The organism is Halochromatium sp., from assembly GCF_054919635.1.
In genome coordinates, this window is sequence record NZ_JBUDPI010000191.1 from 1 (window position 1) to 7,048 (window position 7,048).

Sequence of the window (7,048 nt, forward strand, 5' to 3'; positions counted from 1 at the left end):
TCCCGCAGGAGTTTAACTTCAATCTGTTCTTGCCCGTGCTCGAGGTGGTGCTAAACCAAGCCGGCTACTTTGGCGTTCCGCGCAAAGAGGCCCGCAACCGAGCCGAGATGCTGCTGCGCAAGCTCGACCTCTGGGACCGGCGCGAGACCGAGATGCGCCTCCTCTCTGGTGGCATGAAACGGCGCCTGATGATCGCCCGTGCACTGGTCCATCGCCCACGCCTGGTGATCCTCGATGAGCCAACCGCCGGGGTCGACATCGAGATCCGACGGGCGATGTGGGGCTTCATGCGGGAGATCAACGCCGAGGGCACGACGATCATTCTGACCACCCATTACCTGGAGGAGGCCGAGAGCCTCTGCCGTCACATCGCCATCATCGATCACGGACAAATCCAGTCGCGAACCGATATCGCCACCCTGCTTGGCGAGCTGGACGCGGAGACCTTTGTGCTGAACCTGAAAGGGCGGGTCCGCGAGCTACCCTCGCTCGGCGGCTTCGTGCTCGAGCATATTGACGAGAGCACGCTCGAGGTGCAGATCAACCGCGAGCACAGCATCAACGGCCTGTTCGAGGCGCTTTCGCGCAACGGCATTGAGGTCTTGAGCCTGCGCAATAAGCAGAACCGGCTCGAAAAGCTGTTCCTCGATCGGGTTGAGGCGAGCCGCGGAGCAACGACACCATGAATCAGGTCAGATCCGACAAAGGCCCTCTGGTCGATAGCAACCGCTGGCGCCGCTATCAGATCACCGTCACCACCCTGTTTAGCAAGGAGGTGATGCGCTTTTCGCGCATCTGGGTGCAAACGATTTTGCCCTCGGCGATCACCACCACCCTCTACTTCGTGATCTTCGGCCGTTTGATCGGCGATCGCATCGGGCCGATGGAAGGGCTCGCCTACATCGATTTCATCGTGCCTGGGCTGGTGCTGATGGCGGTCATCACCAACGCCTACAGCAATGTCGTCTCCTCGTTCTACAGCAGCAAATTCTCGCGCTACATCGAGGAGCTCTTGGTCTCGCCAGCGCCGAACTGGGTCATCCTTGCCGGCTATGTCGCCGGCGGGGTCGCGCGCGGCCTCACGGTGGGCATCGTGGTGATGATCGTTGCCGCATTCTTCACCAGCTTCAGCATCCATAACCTTGCAGTGACCTTGTTGATCTTGCTGCTCACCGCCATCTTGTTTGCGCTGGGCGGCTTCATCAATGCGGTCTTTGCAAACAGTTTCGATGACATCTCAATCGTGCCGACCTTCGTGCTGGCACCACTGACCTACCTTGGCGGCGTGTTCTATTCGATCGACCTGCTGCCACAGCCTTGGCAAACCCTATCGCTCGCGAATCCGATCCTGTACATGATCAACGCCTTTCGCTACGGACTGCTCGGGGTGAGTGACATCCCGCTCGGCTTCGCCTTTTTCATCATCGTGATCTTCATCGCTGCGCTCGGCTTCTACAGCTTGAGCCTGCTGAGCCGCGGGGTTGGCATCAAACAATGAGGCAATAACGCCGGGCAGCTTGTGGCCAGACCTTCGCAATGGGATGATTGCAGGGCGTTTCCGGCCAGCGGAGCGATCTTAACCGACCCATGACGACCCGTTTGGGTCAGACCCATCAAGACGGCGCAACACCGGTGCCGCACACCCGCCGCAGGACATACGCCGAGTGGCCAACGCCAAGATTACTGTCCCCTCACCCAAACGCGCCGCACGCCGCCGTCGTCGCGGGCTTGGCCTGTGGGCCTTCTTTTTCAGCACCATCCTGCTCGTCGGCCTATCGGCAGCCCTGGCCTTGGGGCTCTACGGCGTCCACCTCGACAAGATCGTGCGCGAGAAATTTGAGGGCAAACGCTGGGCGCTGCCGGCGCGGGTCTATGCGCGCCCGCTGGAGCTCTATGTTGGCCGCCCGATCTCGCAGGAATCGCTGGTTGGAGAGCTTGAGCGGCTCAAGTACCGCCGCATCGACAACAGCAACCTCGGACGCGCTGGCAGCTTCCATGTCGACGCTGACCGGGTGCTGATCCGGACCCGGCCATTCCAGTTCTGGGACGGCAGCGAAGCCGAGCGCCTCGTCGAGGTGCGGATCGCCGACAATCGCGTCACCGACATGCGCGCCGGCAGCAACGGTCGCGACCTAGCCCTGGTGCGTCTGGACCCGGCGCTGATTGCCAGTATCTACCCCACGCACAACGAAGACCGAGTGCTGCTGCGGCGCCAGCAACTGCCGCCGCTGCTGATCAAAACCCTGCTGGCGGTTGAGGATCGCAGCTTCTACAAGCATCAAGGCATCGACCCCAAGGGCATTGTGCGCGCTGCTTACGAGAATCTGATGGCCGGCCGCACGGTACAGGGCGCCAGCACCCTGACCCAGCAGCTGGTCAAGAACTTCTATCTCACCCAAGAGCGCACCCTCGAGCGTAAGGCCAAGGAGGCCTACATGGCGGTGCTGCTGGACCAGCGCTACTCCAAGGACGAGATCCTCACCGCCTATGCCAATGAGGTCTACCTCGGCCAGGATGGCAGCCGTGCGATTCACGGCTTCGGGCTCGCCAGTCGGTTCTACTTCGACCGCGACCTCGACGAGCTGAACGTGCCACAGATCGCTCTGCTGGTCGCAGTCCTCAAAGGCCCCGGCGAATACAACCCGCGCCGCTCTCCAGAGAAAGTGACCGATCGTCGTAACCTGGTCATCGACCTGATGGCCCACCATCAGATCATCTCCAAGGAAGAGGCCGAGCAAGCGAAGACGACGCCGCTCGGGCTCAAGGACGGCGGGGCCAAGCCGGCTGGCGAGTATCCAGCGTTCATTCAGCTCGTGCGCCGCCAGCTCCAGCGCGACTATCGGGAACCGGATCTGCGCTCCGAAGGCCTGCGCATCTTCACCACCCTGGACCCATTGATCCAGAGCCAGACCGAGGCCGCGATCCGCGAGCGGATGCCGAAGCTGGACAAACAACGACGTCTCGCGCCCGGAACCCTGGAGACCGCAGCGGTAGTGACCTCTGTTGCCCAGGGCGAAGTCTTGGCCATCGTCGGCGGGCGCGACACCGATTATGCCGGTTTCAATCGCGCGCTCGATGCGGTGCGCTCGATCGGCTCGGCCATCAAGCCCGTGATCTATCTGACCGCGCTGGCACAGCCCGAGCGGTTCTCGCTGGTCTCACCGATCACCGACCGGCCGATCAGCCTGCGCGCTGGCGGCGAGCTCTGGAGCCCAAAGAACTACGACCATCGCGTGCATGGCACCGTGCCGCTCTATCAGGCACTCGCCAAGTCCTATAACCTGGCAACGGTCAACCTGGGGCTGCAGATAGGGGTCAACGAGGTCGCCGAGACGCTCCGAAGGCTTGGCGCCGTGCGTCCGGTCAGCAGGGTCCCGGCGATGCTGCTCGGCTCCGCCTCACTCCCACCCGTCGAGCTCGCACAGGTCTACCAAACCATCGCCGCCGGTGGCTTCCGTGCCCCGCTGCGTGCGATTCGGGAGGTGCTCGATGCGTCCGGGCAGCCCCTCAACCGCTATCCGCTCGCCGTCGAGCCCGTGGTCAGCAGCGACGCGGCCTACCTGACCCAATGGGCGATGCGTCAGGTCGTCGAGCAAGGCACGGCCACCTGGCTCAAGCAGCGTTTGCCCGAAGGCATGACCGTTGCCGGTAAGACCGGAACCACCAATGACATGCGCGATAGCTGGTTCGCCGGGTTCAGCGGCGACCGGGTTCTCGTGGTCTGGGTGGGACGCGACGACAATAAGCCCATGGGCCTGAGCGGCTCGAGCGGCGCGTTGCGCGTCTGGGGCGACATCATGGCCAAGATCAGTACCGAGCCGTTGAGCGATGCCGTCCCGGACTCGATCGAGATCGCCAGCGCGTGCGGCCGCAGCGGTATCCCGTTTAGTCGTGGCCATGTCGGCGGCGGCGCCTGCGGTGGTGGCGGAGGGAGTGGCGGTGGCGGGCGGGCGCGACCGAGCGCTAGCGCCGAGCCCGAGCCCAAGCTGGCTCAGGGAGAGCCGGCACCGGAGCCCGAGCCGACCCCACCCCGCCGCGAGCGCAGCGAGCCACGCAATACCAGTCCCTTTATGAGCAATTTCTACGGCAACTGATCTATGGAAAAGCACCTGACCCTTTTGGCGCTCGTCGCGCTTGTGCTCACCGGTTGCGGCTCGATGGAGCGAAGTGGCCCGCCGGCACCGATTGTCGATGCCCAACCGGCACCCCAGACCAGCCCCGAGCCCCCAGCAGCGCCGCCAGCCCCTGAGCCTGAGCCTGAGCCTGAGCCTGCAGCGCCAGCTCCGACGCGCGTCTATGCCTATACGCCGCCGGAGACGATCAGTGACAGGCCGCCTGAGCCAGCGCGGACCGAAACGGCGCAGGCCGAGACAGCGGCAACGCCAACCTCGGCGTCGTCGGCCAATCCGCCAGCGCAGTCGCCAACGCAGACTCAGACCCAAAGCTCCGACCAGTCACAGGTGACATCCAGCGCCCAGACCACGAGTCCAGAGCGCCCGTCAGCCGGACAGACCGCAGCCAGCGAATCCAGTCCTCCGTCACAAGCCGGCGCGTCAGAGCCTGGCGCCTCAGGGACCGCCGGGCCACGACAAGACTCAGCGCCATCGTCGACCGCGCAATCCAGCGATGCTGGAGGTCAATCCGGCGGCGAGCCCGCGGCCCCGCCGGCCCCCGAGGTCGCCAGCGCTGCGTCGCAACCCTCTGGGCTCGCGCCGAGCGACATGCCGCCTGCGGTCGCATCCCTCGCCCAGCGCGCTGAGCAGCAACGTCAGTCGGGAGACGCTGGCGCGGCGGCAGCAACCCTGGAGCGCGCGCTGCGCATTCAACCTCAGGAGGCCTATCTCTGGAACCGTCTCGCTCGGGTGCGCTTGGAGCAGGGTATGAGCGATTCGGCCGCGAAGCTGGCGACACGCTCGAACACGCTCACCGGCGATCAGCCAGCGCTGAAGACCAATAACTGGGAGATCATCGCCACCGCTCGTCGCCAGGTCGGGGACATTGAAGGCGCGGTCGAGGCCGAGCGCAAGGCCGCTGGCGGCTAGGAGCCCCTGATGCAGTTTCGGCGGCGCCCAGCCGGGCCCGAGTCCAAGCCGGAGTCCGAGTCCGAGCCAGAGTCCGAGCCCGAGGCTGCTCTTCAAACCGCTCATGGCGCTGACGCTGCCACCCCAGCCCGACTGCCTGCACTGCAGCGCGCCGTCCGCGAGGCGCTGTCGGAGCGCGGACCCCTCGCCGAGCAGCTGCAGCACTTCCACCCTCGGCCGGACCAGCAGGCGATGGCCGAGCGTGTGGCGGCCACGCTGGACAGCGGTGGCGCCCTCATCTGCGAGGCCGGCACCGGCACGGGCAAGACCTTCGCCTACCTCGTGCCCGCGCTGCTCAGTGGCCGCAAGACGGTCATCTCCACCGGCACCCGCAACCTGCAGGATCAGCTGTTTCAGCGCGACATCCCGTTGATCCGCGCCGCGCTCGGCGCCCCGATCGAGGTCGCGCTGCTCAAGGGTCGCGGGAACTACCTCTGTCGCTACCGGCTCGAGCTGGCCTTCGATGAGCCGACCCGATACCGACCTGAGGTGCGACAGCATCTGCAGCAGGTCCGCAACTGGAGCAGCCGGACCCAGCACGGCGACATCGCCGAGCTCCCGATCCCCGAGGACGACCCGGTCTGGCCCGCGGTCACCTCCACTGCCGACAACTGCCTCGGCCAGGCCTGCCCGGTCTTCAACGACTGCCACCTGCTCGAGGCGCGCCGCCGGGCGCAGGCGGCAGAGCTGGTGGTGGTCAATCATCACCTGCTCTGTGCCGACCTGGCGCTGCGCGACGAAGGCTTCGGCGAGGTGCTGCCCGATGTCGACGCCTTCATCATCGACGAAGCGCATCAGCTGCCCGAGGTCGCAGCCAGCTTCTTCGGCCTCTCGATCAGCGCTCGTCAGCTCATCGAGCTTGCCCGCGACGTGGCGGCGACCGATCGGCGCGACGCCGGTGACGTGCCGGACCTCCCGCTCGCCTGCGATGCACTCCAGCAGGCGGTTGCCGAGCTGCGTCAGAGCCTCAGTCAGGATCTCGGTGTTGAGGACCGCCGCGGCCCCTGGCAACAGATCACGGAGGCGCGCTCGGTCCAGCTGGCCCTCGGTACCCTCGAACAGGCGCTCGATAACCTGGCCGACATCTTGACGCCGATCGCCGATCGCTCACGGGGGCTCGAGCAGGCGGCAGCGCGGGTGCAGGCAATGCGCGCAAGGCTCGACAGCCTGTTAGCCGATGAGCCGGCTACTGAGTCCACACAAGCGGCCCCGGCTCAGCACCAGCATGACCAGCCAGATGATACCAAGCCCAGCCATGGCGGTGCAGGACGAGGCAGCGAGGCCAGCGCGCGAGGCGAGCCCGACAACGCGCTGAACCGGGTGCGCTGGTTCGACCTGCAGGGCCGCGGCTTCCGTTTCCACCAAACCCCGCTCGATGTCTCCGAGGTGTTCCGTACCCAGCGGACCCGGCATCAGGCAGCCTGGGTCTTCACCTCCGCGACGCTGGCCGTTAGCCGCTCATTCACGCATTTCGCCAGTCGCATCGGCTGTGAGGACGCCGAGACCGCACAATGGGACAGCCCGTTCGATTATCCGAGCCAAGCCCTGCTCTATTGCCCAACCGCGATGCCGGAGCCCTCGCATCCTGGCTACACCGCCCGGGTGGTCGAGATCGCGAGCGCGGTCCGAGCGCTCAGTCAAGGCCGCGCCTTCCTGCTCTTCACCAGCCATCGCGCGCTGCGCGAGGCTGCGATCCAGCTCAAAGCGCGCCTCGACTACCCGCTGCTGGTGCAGGGCAGCGCGCCGCGCACCGAGCTGATTGAGCATTTCCGCAGGCTTGGCAACGCGGTGCTGCTCGGCACCTCGAGCTTCTGGGAGGGCGTCGACGTGCGCGGCGAGGCGCTGTCCTGCGTCATCATCGACAAGCTCCCGTTCAGCTCCCCAGCCGACCCGATCTTGCAAGCCCGAGCCGACACGCTGAAGCGCCAGGGCGGCAATCCGTTCCGCGATTTTCAGCTCCCCCAAGC

The 7,048-nt window shown here is 65.6% G+C and carries 5 protein-coding genes; all 5 read left to right on the plus strand.

Features of this window, described 5'->3' with window-relative positions:
• Positions 1-686 (plus strand): ABC transporter ATP-binding protein (locus ACY693_RS12020; protein WP_462322063.1); only part of this gene is annotated, 686 nt, incomplete at its 5' end.
• The gene (locus tag ACY693_RS12025) at positions 683-1,498 is read left to right on the plus strand and encodes an ABC transporter permease (protein ID WP_462322064.1); all 816 of its coding nucleotides are present in this window, start codon (positions 683-685) and stop codon (positions 1,496-1,498) included. The genes ACY693_RS12020 and ACY693_RS12025, both read left to right, overlap by 4 nt.
• A gap of 166 nt (positions 1,499-1,664) precedes the next feature.
• Positions 1,665-4,094, plus strand: coding sequence for a penicillin-binding protein 1B (mrcB, locus tag ACY693_RS12030; RefSeq protein ID WP_462322065.1), 2,430 nt, complete (start codon positions 1,665-1,667; stop codon positions 4,092-4,094).
• A 3-nt stretch (positions 4,095-4,097) separates the two neighbouring features.
• Entirely contained in the window at positions 4,098-5,042 is a 945-nt protein-coding gene (locus tag ACY693_RS12035) for a tetratricopeptide repeat protein (RefSeq protein ID WP_462322066.1), read from the plus strand.
• Positions 5,043-5,051: 9 nt separating this feature from the next.
• The coding region (locus ACY693_RS12040) for an ATP-dependent DNA helicase (RefSeq protein WP_462322067.1) at positions 5,052-7,048 on the plus strand (1,997 nt) is incomplete at its 3' end.